The following is an 18,276-nucleotide window of genomic DNA, read 5'->3' on the forward strand; positions in this document are numbered from 1 at the left end:
AGGTGCGGGGGCGCGCTGCGTCGCCTGTCATGGCCTGGCGCCGCAGCGCCCTTGCCGGGCAGGGCGCATGCGCCTAACTGTGCGCTGGCGCGGACGCGGCCTGGAGGCGCTAAACATGAGCGGAACCTATAATCCCGGCGGCGAGGGCGATCCCATTGAGAGCAAGGCCCAGCTGATCGCCCATTCTGCCTCGGGCGAGAAGCCGCGCGAGCGCTGGCGCATCGGCACCGAGCACGAGAAATTCGGCTTTGACCGCGCTGCCCGCCAGCCTCTGCCCTATGAGGGCGAAGGGCCGGGCGTGCGCAAAATGCTCGAAGGCCTCACCCGCTTTGGCTGGGAACCCATCGAGGAAGAGGGCAAGCCGGTGGCGCTCAAGCGCCAGGGCGGGTCGATCACGCTGGAGCCGGGCGGCCAGTTCGAGCTGTCCGGCGCGCCGCTCGAAACCCTGCACGAGACCTGCCGGGAGGTGAACGGGCATCTGCGCGAGGTGCGCGAGGTCGCTGACGAGATCGGGGCGGGGTTTCTGGGTCTGGGCTTCTCGCCAAAATGGGCGCTGGCCGACACCCCCATGATGCCCAAGGCGCGCTATCAGATCATGCGCGACTACATGCCGAAAGTGGGCGGGCTCGGCCATCAGATGATGTTCCGCTCGTGCACCGTGCAGACCAATCTCGATTTCAGCTGCGAAGCCGACATGGTCAAAAAGATGCGCGTCTCGCTGGCGCTGCAGCCGGTGGCCACGGCCCTGTTCGCCAACTCGCCCTTCGCCGACGGGCGGCCCAACGGCTATCTGTCCTACCGCGCCCATGTGTGGACCGATGTGGACCCCAACCGCACCGGCATGCTGCCCTTCGCCTTCGAGGAGGGCTTCGGCTACGAGCAATACGTGGACTGGGCCCTCGACGCGCCGATGTATTTCGTCAAGCGGCAGGGGCGGTATCTGGACGCCTCGGGCCAGTCCTTCCGCGACTTCCTCAAAGGCAAGCTGCCCGCCCTGCCCGGCGCCGTCCCGGTGATGAGCGACTGGGAGGATCACCTCTCCACCCTGTTCCCCGAAGTGCGCCTGAAAACCTTCCTGGAGCAGCGCGGCGCCGATGGCGGCCCATGGAGCCGGCTGTGCGCCCTGCCGGCCTTCTGGGTGGGCCTGCTCTATGATGACGCGGCGCTGGACGCGGCCTGGGACTATGTGAAGGACTGGACGCGCGAGGAGCGCGCCTGCCTGCGCATCGGCGCGGCGCGCTTTGCGCTGAAGACCCCGTTCCGCACCCGCACCCTGCAGGATGTGGCCAAAGACATCCTCGCCATCTCGCGCTCAGGCCTGAAGGCGCGCGCCCGCCTCAACGCCCATGGCGAGAACGAGGCGCTGTTCCTCGACGATCTCGACGAGATCGCCCGCACAGGGATCAGCCCCGCCGAACGCCTGCTGGAGCGCTATCACACCGCCTGGAATGAAAGCGTGGAGCCGGCGTTTGAAGAGGCGGCGTATTAGCTCCCCTCACACCACCCGCCCGGTGATGTGATCTTCCTGATCCTCTTCGGCGACCAGGGATTCGCTGATCAGCTTGCCCTTGACGCTGATCCCGGCGGTGATGACGCTGTGCGGGTCGCCGGTGCGCAAGGGGTGCCAGCCGGGCAGGGGCCGGCCTTCGGACAGGAGGCGGTAGGCGCAGGTGTCCGGCATCCAGGTGAGCGAGGCGATTGTATCGGGCGTCAGCTTCACGCACCCCGGCACGCGCGCATGGCGGTTGGCGTAATCGCGGCAGCGCACGGTTTTCAGGTTCAGCAGCTTGCAGGCCAGGCGCGTGCGCCACACCGCCCCGTCCTCATCCTCCAAGAGAAGCATGCAGCACTTGCCGCAGCCATCGCACAGGGATTCCCACTCCGCGCGCGTCATTTGCGCCAGCGTCTTCGTCTCGTAAAAGGGAGGTTCAGCGGCCATCGCCCGAATTTAGCCGCGATGGGGCGCTGAAAACAGCGCGCATCTGCGCACAGGCGCAAACACAGGGGAGCGGGCTATCACCTTCCGGGCGGACGAGAGCGAACCGATAGCTGCGCGCCTGCGCCGGCGCTGGCCCCTGATCGCAGGCGGCGTGCTGGCCGTGCTGGTTGCCGCAGGCGCGATCGCGGGCGCGCTAGCCTGGCGCTGGGCGTTTCATGACCTGCCCGAACTGCCCGCGCACGTGGACGCCCTCTGGGAGGTGCGCCTTGAGCCTTCGGTTACTGTCATGGCCGATGACGGCACGGTGCTGGGCGTGCGCGGCCCGCTTTATGGCCGCCGGGTGCGGCTCGAAGAGATGCCCGCCCATCTGCCCCAGGCGTTTCTGGCCATCGAGGACCGGCGGTTTTTCGAGCATGACGGGGTGGATTATCGCGGGCTGGCGCGGGCCTTCTGGGTCAATGTGCGCGCCGGGCGCACGGTGCAGGGCGGGTCCACCCTGACCATGCAGCTGGTCAAAAACCTGGTCCTCACGCCCGAGCGCAGCCTGCGCCGCAAGATCCAGGAAATCCGCCTGGCGCTGGCGCTGGAGCGCGCGCTGAGTAAGCAGGAGATCCTCGAGCTCTATCTCAACCGGGTCTATCTGGGCGAACAGGCCTTCGGGGTGGAAGCCGCCGCGCGGCGCTATTTCAACACCACCACGTCTGAACTCAGCTTGCAGGAATCAGCCCTGCTGGCGGCCCTGCCCAAGGCGCCCACGCGCCTTGCGCCCACCGAGAACATGGCCGAGGCGCTGGCGCGCGCGCGGCGCGTGCTGTCGGCCATGCAGGAGGCGGGCTTTATCGATCCCATCGCCTATCTCACCGCCGCCTCCATCCCGGCCGAGCTGGCCGAAGGCCTGATCGCGCCGGAAGAGGCGCAAGGCTGGGGCCATGTGTTCGACGCCGCCCAGGCCGAGGCCCTGCGGATACTGGGCGAAAACGGCGGTGCGCCGGACCTGGTGATCATCACCACGATTGATCCGCGCCTGCAGCGCGCGGCACAGCTGGCGGTCAATGGCGTGCTCGACGAGCAGGGCGCGGCCCGGCGGGCGGGCGAGGGCGCGCTGGCGGCCATCGCCCCGGACGGCGCTGTGCGCGCGCTGGTGGGCGGGCGCGATTACCGCGCCAGCCAGTTCAACCGCGCCACCCAGGCCCGGCGCCAGCCCGGCTCGGCCTTCAAGCCCATCGTCTACGCCGCCGCCTTCGAGGCGGGCATGGACCCGGCCAGCCCCTTTGAAGACCGCGCCATCGATATCGAGGGCTGGAGCCCGGGCAATTTCGGCGGCGGCTTCCGCGGCCGCATCACGCTGGCCGATGCGCTCAAGCGCTCCATCAACACCGTGGCGGCCCAGGCGGGCGTGCGCGCAGGCCTGCCCAACGTCACCGCCATGGCGGGCAGGCTGGGCGTTGTGACACCCCTCAATCCGGTGCCGGCGGTGACGCTGGGTTCAGGCGAGGTGCGCCTTCTGGAGCTGACCGGCGCCTATAACGTGTTCGCCCGGGACGGGCGCCGGTTCGAGCCCTTTCTGGTGCGCGAGATTCGCAGCGCCCGCGGTGAGCTGATCTGGCAGGCGCCCGAGACCGGGTCTGGCGAGGAGGCGATCTCGGTGGAGCATGCGCGCTGGATGAGCACCATGCTGCAAAGCGTCGTGATTGACGGCACGGGCACGCGCGCGCGCATTCCCGGCCACCGGGCGGCGGGCAAGACCGGCACCAGCCAGAGCAGCCGCGACGCCTGGTTCGTGGGCTATAGCGCCCATCTCACCGCCGGGGTGTGGGTGGGCAATGATGATGACTCCCCCATGAACAATGTCACCGGCGGCCAGCTGCCCGCCGAGATCTGGCGCCGCTTCATGGTGGAGGCCCATACCGGCGTGCGCCCGGCGCCCCTGAGCGCGCCCGAACCGCGCCAGCGCAGCGAGCGCGACGAGCGCCTGGCGGCGTTCTACGCCTCGCTGTCGGAGCGGTTTGACGCAATGCTGCCCGGCTCGGGTGGCTGATCTTTCAGCTCGGCGCGCAGTTCGGCGACTTCCGAACGCAGGGCGCGCAGCTCGATGAGCAGCTGGGCGCGCTCGTCATGGGCGACCTGCTGGCGCTCGTCCTCGGCGGCGAAATGCTTGGACTGCATGGAGTCCACGATCACCGCGATGAACAGATTGAGCACCGCAAAACTGGTCAGCACGATAAAGCCCACAAAGAACACCCAGGCGTAAGGGTGCTCGGCGATGACGGGGCGGGCCACGCCCATGGACCAGCTCTCCAGCGTCATCACCTGGAACAGGGTGAAGGCCGAGGCGCCCAGATTTTCGAAGAACTGGGGATGGGTGCCGGAGAACAGCTTGGCGCCCATCACCGCGCCCACATAGAAGATTACGCTCAGCACCAGCAGGATGGCGCCCATGCCGGGTATGGCCTTGCCCAGGGCCTCCACCACCCGGCGCATTTCCGGCACCACCGAGAACAGGCGGAACAGGCGCAGCACGCGCAGTGCGCGCAGCACAGTGAAGGCGCCCGCATCCGGGATCAGCGACAGGGCGACCACGGTGAAGTCAAACCAGTTCCAGCCCGATCTGAAAAACCGCCAGCGCTGCACGATGAGCTTGAGCGCGATCTCCACCACGAACACCGCAATGATCGCCCGGTCCGCCCAGTCCAGCGCCACAATCGCGGCTTCAGGCAGGTCATAGGTCAACAGGCCCAGGATCGCGGCGTTGATCAGGATCAGCGTGGTGATGGTGTGGCGAAAGGCGCCGGACTCGATCAGCCGGGCGATGGGTCCGCGCGGTTCAGGGGCAGGCTCGAGGGCGAGGGTCATGGCGCGGACCTTGGGCGGAAGCGGGATCACATCTGGCCTAGCGTGCAGCGCGCGCGGCTGCAATCGCGCTCTTTAGCCCGCTTCGGCGGGAATCACATGGGTATTGTCCGGGTCGAGCGCCAGGCGCACGGCGTCGCCGGGCCGGTGGGGCGCGGTCAGGGCGGTGCGCGCGCTGATCTCTCGTCCGTCTTCCAGCTGGCAGATCAGGCGCTGCTGGCCCGCGCCGGGCCGGCGTCCGGTGATGACCGCCGGCGCGCCCTGGGCGTCGGCGCGGCGCACTTCGATGGTTTCGGGCCGGGCCAGCACGCACACCCGCGCCCCGTCCTCAAAGCCTGATGCGGGCGCCTCGCCCAGCACGGTCAGGGCGCGGCCGCTTTCGGCCACCGCCTCGAACGCCTCCACCTCGCCCAGAAGCCGGGCTGCGGTGAGGCTCGCCGGGCGCAGATAGACTGCGTCGGGCGCGCCGGTCTGGATGATCCGGCCCTGGCTCATCAGGGCGATGGTGTCGGCCAGCGCCAGCGCCTCCTCGGCGTCGTGAGTGACCAGCAGCGTCGCCGCATCGCTGTCGCGCAAGGCCCGCGCCGTGGTCTCGCGCAGCTCGCCGCGGAGGCGCCGGTCCAGGCCGGAGAACGGCTCGTCCATGAGCACCACATCGGGGTCCGGCGCCAGGGCGCGCGCCAGCGCCACGCGCTGCTGCTCGCCGCCGGAGAGCTGGTGGGGGAAGGCGTGGGCGCGCGGCTCCAGTTCGACCGATTTCAGGCGTTCGAGCGCTTTGGCGCGGCGCGTGCCGCGATCGCCGCCGCGCAGGCCGAAGGCGGTGTTGTTCAGCGCCGAGAGGTGAGGAAACAGGGCGTAATCCTGAAACACCACGCCGCAGCGGCGCTGTTCGGGCGCCAGATGGATTCCCGGCCCGCTCCAGACCCGGTTCTCAAAGCGGATCTCCCCGCCATCAAGCTTTTCGAGGCCCGCGATGGCGCGCAGGAGCGAGGACTTGCCCGAGCCCGACGGCCCCAGCAGCGCTGTCACCCGCCCGCAGGTCAGGCGCAGATCAGCCCCGTCCACGGCTGGCCGGCCCGGCGCGTAGCGCACGGTGGCCGCGCGTACATCGAGAACCCGGTCATCGAGGATCACGGCGCCGCCTCCGCCCGGATGATGCGCCGTGCGATCCAGACCATGGCGGGCAGTGCAGCCAGTGCGATCAGCAGGGCGGGCAGAGCGGCTTCTCCCAGGCGTTCGTCGGAGGCGTAATTGTGCGCGATCACGGCCAGAGTGTCGAAATTGAAGGGACGAAGGATCATGGTGGCGGGCAATTCCTTAAGCACTTCGACGAAAACCAGAAGCGCGGCCAGCAGCGCGCCTCTCGAGATCAGGGGCCGGTGCACGCGCCAGGCGGTCTCTCGCCCGTTAGCCCCAAGCGTGCGCGCCGCCGCGTCCAGAGTGAGCGTCACGCGCGCCAGGGCGCTTTCGCTGGGACCGATGGCGGCGGCGGCGAAACGCGAGAGATAGGCGAAGATCAGCGCTGCGATCCCGCCCGTGACCAATAGCGGAAATTGTGTCCCGAACAGGTTCGTCCACATGGCGTCTAGCCCCCCTTGCAGCGCGCTGAGGATCGCCAGCACGCCCAGCGCCGCCACCGCGCCGGGTACGGCATAGCCCAGGCCCGCCGTGCGCGCGGCGAAGACGCCGCGCATTTTGCCGGTGCGCAGGGCGTAGGCGGCGGCCAGGCCGATGATGGCGGCGAGAACGCCTGCGATAACCGCCAGCAGCACCGCGTTTTGCGCCGCGCTCACCAGGTCGCGCGTCACCGGTGCATGCAGGGCGCGATAGCTCAGCCGCGCCAGCGGGATCACCATGCCCAGAAGCACCGGCGTGAGACACAGCGCGACCGCGCCGAGGCCCGCCGCCCAGCCCAGCTGGACCCGGCGCGCAGGCTTTCGCCGGCCCGAAGCGTTGGTCTGGCGCGCGCGCGCGCGCTGGGTGCGCTCGAGGGCGAAGATCAGGAACGCGAAGGCCACCAGCATGAGCGCCAGGCGCGCGGCTTCCGCCGTGGCGCCTTCACCTGCCCAGGCCCGGATGAGGCCAACCGTAAGGGTGGGCGCGCCCAGATGCGCCACGGCGCCGAAATCGGCCAGCGTCTCCATGATCACCAGCGCCATGCCCGCCGCAATGGCGGGGCGCGCCAGAGGCAGGGCGGCGCGGCGGAAGGCCTCGAACGGCCGTGCGCCGAGCGTGCGCGCCGCCTCATAGGCGTCCGATGACTGGCCGGAAAAGGCTTCGCGCGCCAGGAGATAGACATAAGGATAAAGCGTCAGGCCCAGGATCAGCCCGGCCCCTGCAGGCCCGCGCACGGTAGGCAAGAAGCCTAGCGGGCCGGCGCCCTGGGTCAGGTCATACCAGCCATAGGCCGCCGCATAGGCGGGCACGGCCAGCGGCACCGCCAGCAGCCATTCAAACACGCCGCGCCCGGTGAAGTCATAACGCGCCACCAGCCAGGCCAGCCCCGCCCCCGTTACCGCCGCCACGGCGCCTGACAGGGCGGTCACCTGCAGGGTGACCCAGAGATAGTCGGGCAGGCGCGTGGCCCATAAATGCGCGAGATACCCCGTCCATTCCCCGGAAACGGCCAGCGCCGCCACCGCAACGAGCGGGGCGGCGCAGATCAGGGCGGCGAAGAGGGCGGGCCAGACCGGATAGGCCTGGCGCAAGGCGGGACTTAAGGCCATCCGACGCGGTCAAACATGCGTTGGGCCGCCGGGGCGTTTTCACCGAGCACATTCACATTGACAGGCACGGCGAGGATCTCGGGATAACTGTCGAGCACCTCATTGTCATAGGCGGCGCCTTCAATCACCGGGAATTCATTGGTCAGTTCGGCGAACTGGCGCTGGCCGGTCTCGCTCAGGAGGAAGGTCAGGAAGGCGATGGCGTTCTCCCGGTTGGGCGCGTTGGCGGCCAAGCCCGCGCCGGACACGTTGAAGGGCGAACCCTGCCCGGCCAGGCTCGGGAACGCCATATCCACCGCGTCAGCCACGGCGCGGTCAGCGGAATCGCCCGAACGCTGCAAGCGCGCAAGATAATAGTGATTGACGATGGCTGCGTCACATTCGCCCGCCGCCACGGCGCGGATCTGGTCGGTGTCGCCGCCCTGGGGCGCGCGGGCCATGTTGGCGGCGATGCCCGCCGCCCAGGCTTCGGCGCGCTCAGCGCCGGCGGCGTCGATCAGGCCAGCCAGCAGGGACTGGTTATAGACATTGTTGGACGAGCGCACGCACAGTCGTCCGCGCCAGCTTTCATCGGCCAGATCGAGGAAATCGGTGATCTGTGATCCATCGGCGCGCTCGCGCGAGAACACCACCACCCGCACCCGGCTGGCGAAGCCGAACCAGTGGCCTTCGGGATGACGCAGATTGTCCGGCACGTTCTCTAGTACGCCTGCCAGTTCCGGCGCAGGCTGGAACAGTCCGGCCTGTTCGGCGCGCCATAGCCGGCCCGCATCCACCGTAATCACCACATCGGCTTGAGAGCGCGCGCCTTCCGCGCGCAGGCGCTCGATCAGCTGGTCGGCGGGCGCTTCGAGCACATTGACGCGAATGCCGGTCTCTTCGGTAAACGCCGCATAGACGGCCTGGTCGGAGGCGTAATGGCGCGCGGTGAAGAGATTGATTTCACCGGCTTCGCCCGGCTGTGGGCTGCAGGCGGACAGGGCGAGCGCGCCTATAGCGGCGGCGCAGGATGCGAAACGGAAGGACATCAGCGGCGTTCCCTTCAGGTGGCAGGGCGGTGTCAGATCAGGCAATGACCTGAACGGAGCGCTTGTCTGCCACTTCTGAGAACGCTTCGCAAGAGCAGTTTGTGACTCTGCGGCGCCCGGCCGCGGCCCGCCAGAGCCCGGGCTCTGGCGGTACTAAGCTTCACAATCGTGTGAGAAGCCCCCTGAATGGGGGAAATGGTGGGCGGTACTAGGATCGAACTAGTGACCCCTTCGGTGTGAACGAAGTGCTCTACCGCTGAGCTAACCGCCCGAAAAGAGAAGAGGGCGTATACGGTGGCCCCGGCGCCCGGTCAAGCGTCCGGGCGCAGGAACAGGCGGGGATAAAAAAATTTGCCGCCATGGCCCCGTCACACTTCCGTCAAGAAGAAATATCACCTATAGAGCCGTGCAGAGCCTGCAGGACAAAGGTTCAGACAGGCCGTTTCCGATCCAACAACGAACCCGCCGCGCGATACTGGTGGCGCGCGGACAAGGAGGTGCTCCCCATGGCCAGCAATGATTTTTGCACCCGCGAAGGCGCCCTGCGCCTGAAAGAACGTATCGAAGCTTACTGGAAAGAGCGCGGCTATGACGTGTCCGTCGAGCTGCAGGAAGCCGGCTTCATGCCCGCCATGCGTTCGGCGCGCACCGATGTGCGCTCCAACATGGTCAACGGCATGCCGCGTCCGGCCAATGATCGTGGTCAGGAACGCCGCAGCGCCTGACGCGCAGTGACCAGCCCGTCCAGCAGGGCGGGCAGACTTCCATACGCATCGAACAACCGGTCTGCGCCCAGGGTGCTGACCGGTTTTTCGTTATAGCCCAGCTCAAACAGGACGATACCGGCCCCCGCTGCGCGCGCGGTGTCGTAATCGACGCTGGAATCGCCCACCAGGATATCGCCCGCCCCGGCCGGGCCGCCGCCCACGGCGGTGAAGAAATGGGCCGGATCGGGCTTTTTCGCCGGCGCATCCTCCGCCCCGGTGATGCGCTCGAAGCGCCCGGCCATGGCAAGCGCCTCGAGCAAGGGAACCGCCAGCCAGCCAGGCTTGTTGGTGCACACCGACAGCCGCGCGCCCGCGCCCGCCAGCGTCTCCAGCGCCTCTTCCACGCCGGGGAAGGGCCGGGAGAGATCGGCGATGCCGTCGCGGTAGACCGCCAGAAACAGCTCAAGCGCGTCTGTGAGTTCCTGTTCCGGCGGGTGAGGCCGCCCGGCCCGCTCGAAGGCGCGTTCGATGAGCGCGCGCGCCCCGCGGCCGACCATGGCGCGCACATCATCAAGCGGCACGGGGTCCAGCCCGAAGGGCGTGATGGAGGCGTTCAGCGCGCGCACAAGATCGGGCGCGGTGTCCACCAGCGTGCCGTCGAGATCAAACGCGAGACGCGCGCCGGACAGGGCTGGGTATAGGCTCAACTCTTGTCCTCCCGGACGTAGGCTGGGCGCGCTTGCGCCTTGGGCATGCAAAAGGATGGTTTGTGTTCTATAGGGCCGTTCTGGCGCCCGTGCGTATCGTTTATACAGAGGGCGCGCCGATTCCGGCACAGGAGCCGCCATGACCCGCCGACCCCGCGCCGCCGTGATCCTCGCCGCCGGCCAGGGCACGCGCATGAAGTCCGCTCTGGCCAAACCGCTTCATGCGGTGGGCGGACGGGCCATGCTGGACTGGAGCCTGGATCTGGCCCGCGCCGCCGGCGCGGAGCGGGTCGTCACCATCTGGGGCGCTCACAGCCCGGCCGTGCGCGAACGCGCCGAAGCAGCCGGCGCCCTGACCGCTCTGCAGGACCCGCCGCTGGGCACCGGCCATGCGGTTCAGCAGGCGCAAGAGGCGCTTGAAGGGTTTGAGGGCGATGTAGTGGTGCTCTATGCCGACACGCCGCTGATCAGGGCTGAAACTGTCGAGGCGGTGTTCGCCGCGCTGGATGATGCGGCGGTGGCGGTCCTGGGCTTCGAGCCGGACGCGCCGGGCGGTTATGGCCGCCTGATCGAATCGGCGCCCGGCGTGCTGGACGCCATTGTCGAGGCCAAGGACGCCAGCGACGCCCAGCGTGCGGTGCGCCTGTGCAATTCAGGCGTCATGGCGTGCTGGTCCGAGACGCTCTGGGGCTGGCTGTCGCGTCTGACCAATGACAACGCCAAGGGCGAGTATTACCTCACCGACATTGTGGCGCTGGCGCGCGGCGACGGACTGCAAGCGCGCACGGTGCGCGCGGACGCGTCCGAAGTACTTGGCGTCAATGACCGGGCCGATCTCGCCGCCGCCGAAGCCGCCTTCCAGACCCGGCGCCGGGCTGAAGCCATGGCCGCAGGGGTGACGCTCACCGCGCCGGAGACGGTCTGGTTCAGCCATGACACCCAGATCGCCGCCGACGTGGAGATCGAGCCCCATGTGGTGTTCGGCCCCGGGGTCACCATCGCTTCGGGCGCGCGCATCCGGGCGTTCAGCCATCTGGAAGGCGCGCGCGTGGGCGAGGCTTGCGAGGTGGGTCCCTATGCGCGACTGCGCCCGGGCGCGGTGCTGGAGACGGGCGCGAAAATCGGAAATTTCGTCGAGGTGAAGAAATCGCGCCTTGGCGCCGGGGCCAAGGCGAACCATCTGGCCTATATCGGAGACAGCGATGTGGGGGCCAAGGCCAATATCGGCGCCGGGACGATCACCTGCAATTATGACGGCTATTTCAAGCACAGGACGGTGATCGGGGAGGGCGCCTTCATCGGCTCGAACTCCTCGCTCGTCGCTCCCGTGACCATCGGGCGCGGGGCCATGACCGGCTCGGGCGCGGTGATCACCTCTGACGTGCCCGATGACGCGCTGGGTCTGGCCCGCGCGCGTCAGGAGACCAAGCCCGGCTGGGCCGCCCGCTTCCGCGCCGCCATGAGCGCGAAAAAATCGAAAGCCACGGAGTGAGTATGACCACTGACCTCAAGGACCGCCTGAAAGACCCGTCGCTCCTGAAGACCGCTTCCTTTGTGGATGGCGGCTGGCTGGATTCCTCGGACTTTTTCGAGGTGCGAAACCCCGCTGACCGCTCGCTGGTGGCCAAGGTGGCTGATGTTGGCGCGGGCGGAGCGCACCGGGCGGTGGACGCTGCCGCGCGCGCCTTCGCCAGCTGGAAACAGGTCTCGGTCTATGAGCGTGCGCGGCTGGTGCGGCGCTGGCACGATCTGATCGTGGAGCACGCGGCCGATCTGGGCGCCATCATCACCGCTGAGATGGGCAAGCCTTTGAAGGAAGCGCGCGGCGAGGTGGTCTATGGCGCGGGCTTTGTCAGCTGGTCGGCGGAAGAAGCCATGCGCGTGCATGGCGAAACGCTGAGCACGCCATTTCCCGGCTCGCGCGGATGGACGCTGCGCCAGCCGGTGGGGGTGGTGGCCTGCATCACGCCGTGGAATTTCCCCTCCGCCATGATCACCCGCAAATGCGCCCCGGCGCTGGCGGCGGGCTGTACGGTGGTGGTCAAGCCGGCCCCGGAAACACCGCTCTCTGCGCTGGCGCTGGCAGAGCTGGCCAAGCGGGCCGGTTTCCCGGCGGGTGTCTTCAATGTGATCTGTGGCGAGGCCGAAACGCTCGGCCCCGTCATGACCAAGGCTGACGCCGTGCGCATGATCGGCTTCACCGGCTCGACCGAGGTCGGCAAGCTGCTGATGCGCCAGGCGGCAGACGGGGTGAAGCGCGTCTCTCTGGAGCTGGGCGGCAATGCGCCCTTCCTGATCATGGACGACGCTGATGTGGAGGCCGCCGCCGACGGGGTGATGGCCAGCAAGTTCCGCGCGGCGGGTCAGACCTGCGTGTCAGCCAACCGCATCATCGCCCAGGAGGGCGTGGCCGACGCCCTGATCAAGGCGCTCAGGGTTCGGGTGGAGAAGCTGAAAGTAGGCTCCGGCTTTGAAGAGCGCACCGATATCGGCCCGCTGATCCATGATGAAGCGGTCGAGCGGGTCGCGGCCCTGGTGGACGATGCGCGCGAGCGCGGCGCCAAAATCATCACCGGCGGCCAGTCGCTGGCGGGCAAGATGGGCGGCGCCTTCTACGCGCCGACCCTGATCGAGGGCGGAAGCGATGTCTCTCTGTCCATGGCTTCCAACGAGATTTTCGGTCCCGTGGCCTCGGTCTACCGCGCCGCGGACGAGGCGGAGATGATCAGGCTCGCCAATGATACGCGCTATGGTCTGGCGGCCTATCTCTACACCCGCGATGTGGGCCGGGTGCACCGCATGAGCGAGGCGCTGGAATTTGGCATGGTGGGCGTCAACGCCCCCATGGTCGGCTCGCCCGCCACGCCCTTTGGCGGCATGAAGGAATCGGGCATTGGCCGCGAGGGCGGCAAGTGGGGGGTGGAGGAATTCACCGAGCTGAAATTCGTGCTACTGGGCGGGGTGGACAAGTGAGCGCCGCCGCCATGAAGGCCCATGCGGCCGAGGCCGCTCTGGACTATGCCGAGAGCGGCATGATCCTGGGCCTGGGCTCGGGCTCCACGGCGGAAATTTTCATCGATCGGCTGGGCAAGGCGCTCAAGGCGGGCTTGCTCAGCGATATTCGCGGCGTGCCCACTTCATCCATGACCGAGCGCGCCGCCCAAGCTGCAGGCGTGCCGCTGATCCCGGCGGATCAGGCCAGCCGCATCGACCTTACCGTGGATGGCGCTGACGAGGTGGACGGGCGTTTCCGCCTGATCAAGGGCGGGGGCGGGTGCCTGTTGCGCGAGAAGATCATCGCCCACGCCTCGGACCGCATGATCGTGGTCATTGACGAGACCAAGCTGGTGGAGACGCTGGGCGCCTTCCCGCTGCCGGTGGAGGTCGACCCGTTCGCCTTCACCATCACCGCCAAGAAGGTGTTTGACGCCCTGCGCGCTTCGGGCGCGCCGCGCGCGGACGTGGCCCTGAGACGGCGCGGAGACGGTCCAGCGCCCTTCGTGACCGATGGCGGTCATTTCATCCTGGACTGCGAATGCGGCGAGCTGCCCAATCCAGAAGACACCGCCCGGCGCCTTGCAGCGATCCCCGGCGTGATGGAGCACGGCCTGTTCATAGGCCTGGCCCGCACCGTCATCGTTGGCGAGGAAGACGGTGCAGAGGTGCTGGAGATTTAGGGGCGGCTTCGCCGGAATTTTCATCCCGCATCGTTTCCTCCCTTCCCGGCCAGCCTTCGGACTTGATGCGCAGGAGAGCGGGGCTCCATCCACCGGACATCAGCTACCGCTGAGGCGGTTGGATACCATGGGGGATGGGTTCCTGTGTTTGCCGATTGTGCGACGGTTATTGCGGGAAGGCGAAGTGCGGCGCTCTCTCCCCCTCGACAGGAAAAGAGCGCCGCCGCCTCGTGCTACTGCGCCGGGACCAGGCGCAGTACTTCGCCTTCGACGTCGTCGACCAGGATGTAGAGGAAGCCGTCCGGGCCGGTGCGCACATCGCGGAAGCGCTGTTCGCGATCGGTGAGCAGGTCCTCAATGCCGATCACCCGGTCGCCATGAACTTCCATGCGCTGGATCGTCATGCCGGCCAGCGCTGCGTGGAACAGATCGCCGCGCCAGTGCTCGAAGGCCTCGCCGGTATAGAAGGCCATGCCGCCCGGCGCGATGGAGGGCGTCCAGTACCAGATCGGCTGGACAAACTCGGGGCGCTCGCGCTCCTCGGTGATGATCGAGCCGTCATAATTGATGCCATAGGTCACCACCGGCCAGCCGAAATTGTTTCCCGGCTCCAGGATATGGATCTCGTCCCCGCCGCGCGGGCCGTGCTCGCTGGTCCATATCGAGCCGGTGGCCGGATTGCGCGCAATGCCCTGCACATTGCGGTGGCCGAAGGTGAACACGCCCGGCGCGCCATTCTCGATGGCCGGATTATCCGCCGGGATGGAACCGTCGCGGTTCAGGCGCACGACCGTGCCCAGATGATTTTCAGGGTTCTGGGCCTCGTCCTGATAGCGTCCGCCATCACCCAGAGTCAGGAACAGCGTGCCGTCGTCATTAAACAGGATGCGCCCGCCGAAATGGAAGCCGCGGCTCTTGTCGAAATTGGCGCGGAACAGCACCTCGACGTCCTCCAGCGCGCTCATGTCAGAGCTGAGCACGCCGCGCGCCAGAGCGGTGCCGTTGGCGTCATCGGTTCCCTGCGCATAGCTGAAATAGACCTGGCGGGTATCCGCGAAGTCGGGGGCGATCTGTACGTCCATCAGGCCGCCCTGACGAATGACGATAAGGTCATCGGGAAGGCCCTCCACAGGTTCGGCGCGCAGGGTTCCGTCCGCTTCGATCACGCGCAGGCGGCCATCGCGCTCGGTCACCAGCTTGGATCCGTCCGGCAGGAAATCGATGGCCCAGGGAAAGGCGAGGCCCTGCGCTATGGTCTCAACAGTGAAATTGGCCTGTTCGGTTTCATGGACCTGATCAGCCAGGGCCGGGGCGGTCAGGGCGGCGGCCATCAGGGTGGCGGCGCTCAATCTCATCATAACGGGTCTCCTTCTGCCAGAAACGGACACCCCCCTACATAGGCGCCCGCGGGCAAAAGGAAACTGACGCTTGCGTGAGGATCAACCGGTATGGGCCAGACGCCGGGGCGCGCTGGCGAAAGCGCTGGCCATGCGTTTCACGCGCGACGGGAAGGCCGGTTCGGCAGCCGCTGTATGCGACCAGCGCCGGCGCAGCTTGACCGGCGCGCTGGACAGCGGTTCGGGCAGAACCCCGCCTGCAGCCTCGGCCAGGGACCAGAAGCCCGCGCCGGCCGCCGCCATGCACGGGCGCATGAGCCGTCCGGCGCTCAGTGGCGCGGCGTAGTCGGCGTAATAGCGCTTGTAGTCTTGCTCACCCTTGCCCAGATCGATTCGAGTCAGGCCCAGCGCCTCAGAATTGGCGATGATGCCGTTGAGAAGCAGCAGCCCTGGCGAGACCGATGCAAATCGAGGGTCATAGGCGGGTATCCAGGAATGATACACGCTTCCGGCGCAAAGACCGATTTCAACGGCCGCCAGTTCCTCGCCCAGATAAAGCGAGGCGACCATGCCGCGGAAGGGACCGAAAGCGCGCGCGGCAGTGCGGGCGAACACCCCCTCGATCCAGGGCACATCAAACAGGTCGAGCAGGCCCGAGGTGCGGTATTGCGCGCTCTTCCATGCCTTGAGCGCCTCATAGCGCTCTCCATTCGGGTCGCCAAAGACAATTTGCGCCGGCCCGAACTCGCGCCCGGCCTTGCGGGCGCGTTGGTCCAGTTTCTTGAAATGAGCGCGGTGCAAATTGCGGCGATTGCACAGCCATGCGTCCGGACCGGCGGTGAGATCGATAATCTGGGAGCCTTCGCGCGTGCGCACCTTGCCCGGCGCGGCGCCGGTCCAATTGTCATAAACCAGGGCATGGGCGCCCAGCACATTCATTATGGCGCGTTCGTCCAGCTCAAGTCCGGGCCGGCCAACAAAGCCCTGATAGTCTGACAGCGGCGCCCCCACCGGGCGGATGACGCCATCCGGCCCGCAATGGCAGGCGAAAAAGCCCGCCGGGCGGGCGGCGTCACCGGCGATCACCACACGCACATCACCGCGTTCGGCATCAACCAGATCAGCAAATTCGGGCAGGAGATAGGGGCTGACAAGGCGTCCGTCTGGCGCAGCATAAGCGCGCCAGAGTTCGCGGTCGCGCGCACACAACGCAGCCATGGATGTCTCAAACAGGCGCATGAGGGGCCTCCTTCGCCTAGCCGGAGCCATGTCCTGCAAGGGCCGGACCGCTTGAATGCCAAGCTTAATGGCTTTACGTGTAAAGCATGACTGTACGCACGATCCTCACAGTGCCTGATCCGCGCCTGAAGCTGGTGTCCAAGCCGGTCGAGCGCGTGGACGAGGCCTTGCGCGTGCTGATGGATGACATGGCCGAGACCATGTATGCGGCTGACGGCATTGGGCTGGCCGCCATCCAGATCGGCGTGGACAAGCGCGTGATCGTCATGGATCTTTCTGACACGCGCGACCAGCCGCGCTTTTTCGTCAATCCGCAGATCACGCCGCTGACCGAGGAGCTCAAGCCCTACTCGGAAGGCTGCCTGTCCGTGCCGGAAATCTATGACGAGGTCGACCGGCCCGCCCGGGTGCGCGTCACTTATCTCGATTATGACGGCGAGCCTCGTGAGGAAATCGCCGAGGGTTTGTTTGCGGTGTGCATCCAGCACGAGATGGACCATCTCGAAGGCGTGGTGTTCATTGATTATCTTTCTCGCCTGAAGCGTGACCGCGCGGTCAGGCGTGTCCAGAAACTCGTGAAGTCCAAAGGGGAGGCTGCCTGATATGAAATATGCGGTACTGATGGCGGGCGCATGCGCGCTGGCTTTGACGGCGTGCAATGGCGCGCCGGATTCCGATCCGGTTGAAGACGAGGCCGCAGGCCTCGCCGAGCAGGCCGAAGAGGCCATTGAAGGCGCTGATGAGGCGCTGGACGATGCGGTGTCTGATGTCGCCGATGCGGCTGACGATGCTGTCGATGAACTCACCGGGCCTGCTGGCCTGATCGAAGGGCTCAGCGCGCTTTGCGGCCAGTCCTTCGCCGGCTCCATCACCAGCCCGGACGATCCGCGCGATGAGGCCTTCGCCGGGCGCGATCTGGTGATGCATGTGCGCGAGTGCTTCGAGGACGAGGTGCGCGTGCCCTTCCATGTGGGCGATGACCATTCGCGCACCTGGCTGATCACCCGCCTGGACGATGGCCGGCTGCGCCTGAAGCATGATCATCGCAAGGAAGACGGCTCTGAAGACGTGCTGACCCAGTATGGCGGCGAGACTGTCATGCCCCCGGCCGGCGCGCGCGCCGACTTCGTGGTCGATACGTTCAGCCAGGAGCTGTTCGTGCGCGAAGGCATTCCCGAATCGGCCACCAATATCTGGATCATGGAACTGACCGAGACGGCCTTCTATTACCGGCTGACCCGTGAGAACCGCTTCTTCGAGGTCACGTTCGACCTGACCGAAGAGGTCGACACGCCGCCCACGCCTTGGGGCTGGGAAGACGAATAAGTCCTGACTGGACGCCGATTGAAGTGATGACCCCCGGCGCATGGCGCCGGGGGTTTGTCATGTCAGCGCGGCCGTCCGCCGCGATAGGGCTCCACCGAGCGCACGGTCATGGAGGAGGGGATGGGCGCCCCGTTGGTGTCGGCCCCCCCGCTTTGCCTTGGGCCCCCCCCCCCCCCCGGATCCCACAGCGCGTTGAACCGGATCGGATCGATGGAGCGCAGATAGACGATCTGGTTGGGCGGCGGGGCGGGATAGTGGATGCAGGCCCCATGATAGGGCAGGAACAGGAATTCGCGTGCGGATCCGCGCTCCTCATATTCCAGCGGCAACAGATAGCCGGGCATGCGCACGATGAGCCCTTCGAGCTCCTCCACCACATTGAACGTGCCCGTCTGGCCGTCGACCAGGCCTTCCTGATTGAGGAAACGGCTCATCAAGGAGGGGTCGCGCCGTCCCTCATTGAGCGCCAGCATGGCTTCCAGTTCGTCATCGGGGATGAGATCCTGCCAGCTGAGCAGTTCAGCTGAAGCGGACGGGTCGACCGGAGTCAGGTCGGCCGCACGGGTCGAGGGCGGCCTTTCAGGCGCGTCCGAGCACCCGGCAAGCGCCAGGGCGCCAAGGCAGGCGGCGGCCAAAAGTGTGCGGATCATGGACGGGCGCTCCATAGCGTCTTGCCAGATCATAAACGTCTCATGCACCGCGTTTTAAGACCTCTCTGGCAGATATGGCGTCAGAAAACC

At 67.2% G+C, this 18,276-nt stretch carries 17 protein-coding genes and 1 tRNA gene; 8 read left to right on the plus strand and 10 right to left on the minus strand.

The features are described from left to right. The first annotated feature begins 115 nt into the window (after window positions 1-115). The gene (locus tag F1654_RS13520) at window positions 116-1,489 is read left to right on the plus strand and encodes a glutamate--cysteine ligase (protein ID WP_150024089.1); all 1,374 of its coding nucleotides are present in this window, start codon (window positions 116-118) and stop codon (window positions 1,487-1,489) included. A gap of 6 nt (window positions 1,490-1,495) precedes the next feature. On the opposite strand, the gene F1654_RS13525 is transcribed toward F1654_RS13520, so the two are convergent. Beyond that, window positions 1,496-1,939 carry a YcgN family cysteine cluster protein gene (locus tag F1654_RS13525; protein WP_150024090.1) on the minus strand — a complete coding sequence of 148 codons (444 nt, stop codon included), beginning with the start codon at window positions 1,937-1,939 and terminating at the stop codon, window positions 1,496-1,498. 160 nt (window positions 1,940-2,099) lie between these two features. Here F1654_RS13525 and F1654_RS13530 point away from each other — a divergent pair, with 160 nt between their 5' ends. Then, a complete protein-coding gene (locus tag F1654_RS13530) occupies window positions 2,100-3,977 on the plus strand; it encodes a transglycosylase domain-containing protein (protein WP_269844620.1) in 1,878 nt (625 codons plus the stop codon). Here F1654_RS13530 and F1654_RS13535 read toward each other — a convergent pair. The 5 genes from F1654_RS13535 to F1654_RS13555 all read right to left on the minus strand — a co-directional run bounded on the left by F1654_RS13535 (window position 3,923) and on the right by F1654_RS13555 (window position 8,814). Further along, the gene (locus F1654_RS13535) at window positions 3,923-4,792 is read right to left on the minus strand and encodes an ion transporter (protein ID WP_150024091.1); all 870 of its coding nucleotides are present in this window, start codon (window positions 4,790-4,792) and stop codon (window positions 3,923-3,925) included. The two genes, F1654_RS13530 and F1654_RS13535, sit on opposite strands and share 55 nt — an antisense overlap. A gap of 72 nt (window positions 4,793-4,864) precedes the next feature. Next, window positions 4,865-5,923, minus strand: a complete 1,059-nt coding sequence (locus F1654_RS13540) for an ABC transporter ATP-binding protein (protein WP_233205307.1) — start codon at window positions 5,921-5,923, stop codon at window positions 4,865-4,867. Further along, window positions 5,920-7,515: an ABC transporter permease gene (locus F1654_RS13545; protein WP_150024092.1), complete on the minus strand. Its 1,596-nt coding sequence runs from the start codon at window positions 7,513-7,515 to the stop codon at window positions 5,920-5,922. The genes F1654_RS13540 and F1654_RS13545 overlap by 4 nt, the downstream gene beginning before the upstream one ends. Continuing rightward, on the minus strand, window positions 7,506-8,543 hold the full coding sequence (locus tag F1654_RS13550) for an extracellular solute-binding protein (RefSeq protein WP_150024093.1): 1,038 nt from the start codon (window positions 8,541-8,543) through the stop codon (window positions 7,506-7,508). The genes F1654_RS13545 and F1654_RS13550 overlap by 10 nt, the downstream gene beginning before the upstream one ends. A 196-nt stretch (window positions 8,544-8,739) precedes the next feature. Continuing rightward, window positions 8,740-8,814: transfer RNA gene (locus tag F1654_RS13555), tRNA-Val, on the minus strand. Window positions 8,815-9,049: 235 nt separating this feature from the next. Between F1654_RS13555 and F1654_RS13560 the strand changes: the two genes are divergently transcribed. Then, on the plus strand, window positions 9,050-9,268 hold the full coding sequence (locus F1654_RS13560; RefSeq protein WP_150024094.1) for a phosphoglycolate phosphatase: 219 nt from the start codon (window positions 9,050-9,052) through the stop codon (window positions 9,266-9,268). Here F1654_RS13560 and F1654_RS13565 read toward each other — a convergent pair. After that, the gene (locus tag F1654_RS13565) at window positions 9,247-9,957 is read right to left on the minus strand and encodes an HAD hydrolase-like protein (RefSeq protein WP_233205309.1); all 711 of its coding nucleotides are present in this window, start codon (window positions 9,955-9,957) and stop codon (window positions 9,247-9,249) included. The two genes, F1654_RS13560 and F1654_RS13565, sit on opposite strands and share 22 nt — an antisense overlap. A gap of 139 nt (window positions 9,958-10,096) precedes the next feature. On the opposite strand from F1654_RS13565, the gene glmU reads away from it, so the two are divergent. The 3 genes from glmU to rpiA are packed head-to-tail and all read left to right on the plus strand — an operon-like array spanning window position 10,097 to window position 13,634. Continuing rightward, window positions 10,097-11,449, plus strand: a complete 1,353-nt coding sequence (gene glmU / locus F1654_RS13570; RefSeq protein WP_150024096.1) for a bifunctional UDP-N-acetylglucosamine diphosphorylase/glucosamine-1-phosphate N-acetyltransferase GlmU — start codon at window positions 10,097-10,099, stop codon at window positions 11,447-11,449. Window positions 11,450-11,451: 2 nt separating this feature from the next. After that, window positions 11,452-12,930, plus strand: a complete 1,479-nt coding sequence (locus tag F1654_RS13575) for an NAD-dependent succinate-semialdehyde dehydrogenase (RefSeq protein ID WP_150024097.1) — start codon at window positions 11,452-11,454, stop codon at window positions 12,928-12,930. After that, entirely contained in the window at window positions 12,927-13,634 is a 708-nt protein-coding gene (rpiA, locus tag F1654_RS13580) for a ribose-5-phosphate isomerase RpiA (protein WP_233205310.1), read from the plus strand. The genes F1654_RS13575 and rpiA overlap by 4 nt, the downstream gene beginning before the upstream one ends. Before the next feature lie 233 nt (window positions 13,635-13,867). Here the strand turns inward: rpiA and F1654_RS13585 are convergent, their stop codons facing one another. Together F1654_RS13585 and F1654_RS13590 are read right to left on the minus strand one after the other, a co-directional pair. Beyond that, a complete protein-coding gene (locus tag F1654_RS13585) occupies window positions 13,868-14,992 on the minus strand; it encodes a PQQ-dependent sugar dehydrogenase (RefSeq protein WP_150024098.1) in 1,125 nt (374 codons plus the stop codon). 81 nt (window positions 14,993-15,073) lie between these two features. Further along, window positions 15,074-16,210 (minus strand): GNAT family N-acetyltransferase, encoded by a 1,137-nt coding sequence (locus tag F1654_RS13590; protein WP_199200589.1) that lies wholly within the window; start codon window positions 16,208-16,210, stop codon window positions 15,074-15,076. A gap of 86 nt (window positions 16,211-16,296) precedes the next feature. Here F1654_RS13590 and def point away from each other — a divergent pair, with 86 nt between their 5' ends. Next, window positions 16,297-16,812, plus strand: coding sequence for a peptide deformylase (gene def / locus F1654_RS13595; protein ID WP_150024100.1), 516 nt, complete (start codon window positions 16,297-16,299; stop codon window positions 16,810-16,812). A 1-nt stretch (window position 16,813) separates the two neighbouring features. Then, window positions 16,814-17,536, plus strand: a complete 723-nt coding sequence (locus F1654_RS13600) for a hypothetical protein (protein WP_150024101.1) — start codon at window positions 16,814-16,816, stop codon at window positions 17,534-17,536. A 62-nt stretch (window positions 17,537-17,598) separates the two neighbouring features. Here F1654_RS13600 and F1654_RS13605 read toward each other — a convergent pair whose 3' ends face one another. Then, window positions 17,599-18,219: a DUF3299 domain-containing protein gene (locus tag F1654_RS13605; RefSeq protein ID WP_233205311.1), complete on the minus strand. Its 621-nt coding sequence runs from the start codon at window positions 18,217-18,219 to the stop codon at window positions 17,599-17,601. Window positions 18,220-18,276 lie beyond the last annotated feature (57 nt).

It is taken from the genome of Alkalicaulis satelles, from assembly GCF_008630495.1.
Lineage (GTDB): Bacteria > Pseudomonadota > Alphaproteobacteria > Caulobacterales > Maricaulaceae > Oceanicaulis > Oceanicaulis satelles.